The organism is Xenorhabdus hominickii (genome assembly GCF_002632725.1).
In the GTDB taxonomy this organism is placed as follows: domain Bacteria; phylum Pseudomonadota; class Gammaproteobacteria; order Enterobacterales; family Enterobacteriaceae; genus Xenorhabdus; species Xenorhabdus hominickii.
The window spans coordinates 647,562-650,787 of the sequence record NZ_NJAI01000001.1 but is presented as its reverse complement, the minus strand read 5'-3'; the positions used below and the strand labels follow the sequence as shown (position 1 = coordinate 650,787).

The 3,226-nt window shown below is 53.3% G+C and carries 2 rRNA genes; both read left to right on the top strand.

Going from position 1 to position 3,226, the window contains the following annotated elements:
• The first annotated feature begins 121 nt into the window (after positions 1-121).
• A 23S ribosomal RNA gene (locus Xhom_RS48795) occupies positions 122-3,031 on the top strand.
• A 78-nt stretch (positions 3,032-3,109) separates the two neighbouring features.
• Positions 3,110-3,225: ribosomal RNA gene (rrf, locus tag Xhom_RS48790) — 5S ribosomal RNA — on the top strand.
• Position 3,226: the final 1 nt, after the last annotated feature.

Here is a 3,226-nt window from a genome sequence, read left to right as displayed (position 1 = left end):
TGCTCTTTAACAATCTGGAACAAGCTGAAAATTTGAAACAATCAGTACTGTAACCGCGCTAAGGCGGCAGTATTGAGGAGTCTCTCAATCACTCCAGTCCGAAGACACCTTCGGGTTGTGAGGTTAAGCGACTAAGCGTACACGGTGGATGCCTAGGCAGTCAGAGGCGATGAAGGGCGTGCTAATCTGCGATAAGCGCCGGTAAGGTGATATGAACCGCAATAACCGGCGATACCCGAATGGGGAAACCCAGTGCAATCCGTTGCACTATCATTAACTGAATTCATAGGTTAATGAGGCGAACCGGGGGAACTGAAACATCTCAGTACCCCGAGGAAAAGAAATCAACCGAGATTCCCCCAGTAGCGGCGAGCGAACGGGGAGCAGCCCAGAACCAACATCAGCATCCGCGTCAGGAGAACGGTCTGGAAAGGCCGGCAGTAAAGGGTGATAGCCCCGTATCTGAAGACGCAGGTGGTGTGAGTTCGACGAGTAGGGCGGGACACGTGGTATCCTGTCTGAACATGGGGGGACCATCCTCCAAGGCTAAATACTCCTGACTGACCGATAGTGAACCAGTACCGTGAGGGAAAGGCGAAAAGAACCCCGGCGAGGGGAGTGAAACAGAACCTGAAACCGTGTACGTACAAGCAGTGGGAGCCTTGATTTATCAGGGTGACTGCGTACCTTTTGTATAATGGGTCAGCGACTTATATTCTGTAGCAAGGTTAACCGTATAGGGGAGCCGCAGGGAAACCGAGTCTTAACTGGGCGTTAAGTTGCAGGGTATAGACCCGAAACCCGGTGATCTAGCCATGGGCAGGTTGAAGGTTGGGTAACACTAACTGGAGGACCGAACCGACTAATGTTGAAAAATTAGCGGATGACTTGTGGCTGGGGGTGAAAGGCCAATCAAACCGGGAGATAGCTGGTTCTCCCCGAAAGCTATTTAGGTAGCGCCTCGTGAATTCATCTTCGGGGGTAGAGCACTGTTTCGGCTAGGGGGTCATCCCGACTTACCAACCCGATGCAAACTGCGAATACCGAAGAATGTTATCACGGGAGACACACGGCGGGTGCTAACGTCCGTCGTGAAGAGGGAAACAACCCAGACCGCCAGCTAAGGTCCCCAAGTCATGGTTAAGTGGGAAACGAAGTGGGAAGGCTCAGACAGCCAGGATGTTGGCTTAGAAGCAGCCATCATTTAAAGAAAGCGTAATAGCTCACTGGTCGAGTCGGCCTGCGCGGAAGATGTAACGGGGCTAAACCATGCACCGAAGCTGCGGCAGCGACACTCAGGTGTTGTTGGGTAGGGGAGCGTTCTGTAAGCCTGCGAAGGTGTGCTGTGAGGCATGCTGGAGGTATCAGAAGTGCGAATGCTGACATAAGTAACGATAAAGCGGGTGAAAAACCCGCTCGCCGGAAGACCAAGGGTTCCTGTCCAACGTTAATCGGGGCAGGGTGAGTCGACCCCTAAGGCGAGGCCGAAAGGCGTAGTCGATGGGAAACGGGTTAATATTCCCGTACTCGGTGTTACTGCGAAGGGGGGACGGAGAAGGCTAGGCTGGCCGGGCGACGGTTGTCCCGGTTTAAGCGTGTAGGTGGGAAGAATTGGTAAATCCGTTCTTCTGTTAACACTGAGGCGTGATAACGAGGCACTACGGTGCTGAAGTAGCTGATGCCCCGCTTCCAGGAAAAGCCTCTAAGCTCCAGGTAACATTGAATCGTACCCCAAACCGACACAGGTGGTCAGGTAGAGAATACTCAGGCGCTTGAGAGAACTCGGGTGAAGGAACTAGGCAAAATGGTGCCGTAACTTCGGGAGAAGGCACGCTGGCGTTAGGTGAAAAGACACGCTCTTGGAGCCGAGGCCAGTCGCAGATACCAGCTGGCTGCAACTGTTTAATAAAAACACAGCACTGTGCAAACACGAAAGTGGACGTATACGGTGTGACGCCTGCCCGGTGCTGGAAGGTTAATTGATGGGGTTATCCGTAAGGAGAAGCTCTTGATCGAAGCCCCAGTAAACGGCGGCCGTAACTATAACGGTCCTAAGGTAGCGAAATTCCTTGTCGGGTAAGTTCCGACCTGCACGAATGGCGTAATGATGGCCAGGCTGTCTCCACCCGAGACTCAGTGAAATTGAACTCGCTGTGAAGATGCAGTGTACCCGCGGCAAGACGGAAAGACCCCGTGAACCTTTACTATAGCTTGACACTGAACCTTGAGCCTTGATGTGTAGGATAGGTGGGAGGCTGAGAAGTGTGGACGCCAGTCTGCATGGAGCCAACCTTGAAATACCACCCTTGAATGTTTGATGTTCTAACGTAGGCCCGTGAACCGGGTTGCGGACAGTGTCTGGTGGGTAGTTTGACTGGGGCGGTCTCCTCCCAAAGCGTAACGGAGGAGCACGAAGGTTAGCTAATCACGGTCGGACATCGTGAGGTTAGTGCAATGGCATAAGCTAGCTTGACTGCGAGAGTGACAGCTCGAGCAGGTACGAAAGTAGGTCATAGTGATCCGGTGGTTCTGAATGGAAGGGCCATCGCTCAACGGATAAAAGGTACTCCGGGGATAACAGGCTGATACCGCCCAAGAGTTCATATCGACGGCGGTGTTTGGCACCTCGATGTCGGCTCATCACATCCTGGGGCTGAAGTAGGTCCCAAGGGTACGGCTGTTCGCCGTTTAAAGTGGTACGCGAGCTGGGTTTAGAACGTCGTGAGACAGTTCGGTCCCTATCTGCCGTGGGCGTTGGAAGATTGAAAGGGGCTGCTCCTAGTACGAGAGGACCGGAGTGGACGCACCACTGGTGTTCGGGTTGTCATGCCAATGGCACTGCCCGGTAGCTAAGTGCGGAAGAGATAACCGCTGAAAGCATCTAAGCGGGAAACTTGCCTTGAGATGAGTCTTCCCTTGTCCCTAGAGGACACTAAAGGAACGTTCGAGACGAGGACGTAGATAGGCTGGGTGTGTAAGCGTTGCGAGACGTTGAGCTAACCAGTACTAATGAACCGTGCGGCTTAACCTGACAACACCGAAGGTGTTTTGGGGTGAGAGAGCAGTTTCAGAGACTAATCAGCTTGTTCGAGATGAGAAACAGAATTTGTCTGGCGGCAATAGCGCGGTGGTCCCACCTGACCCCATGCCGAACTCAGCAGTGAAACGCCGTAGCGCCGATGGTAGTGTGGGGTCTCCCCATGTGAGAGTAGGGAACTGCCAGACA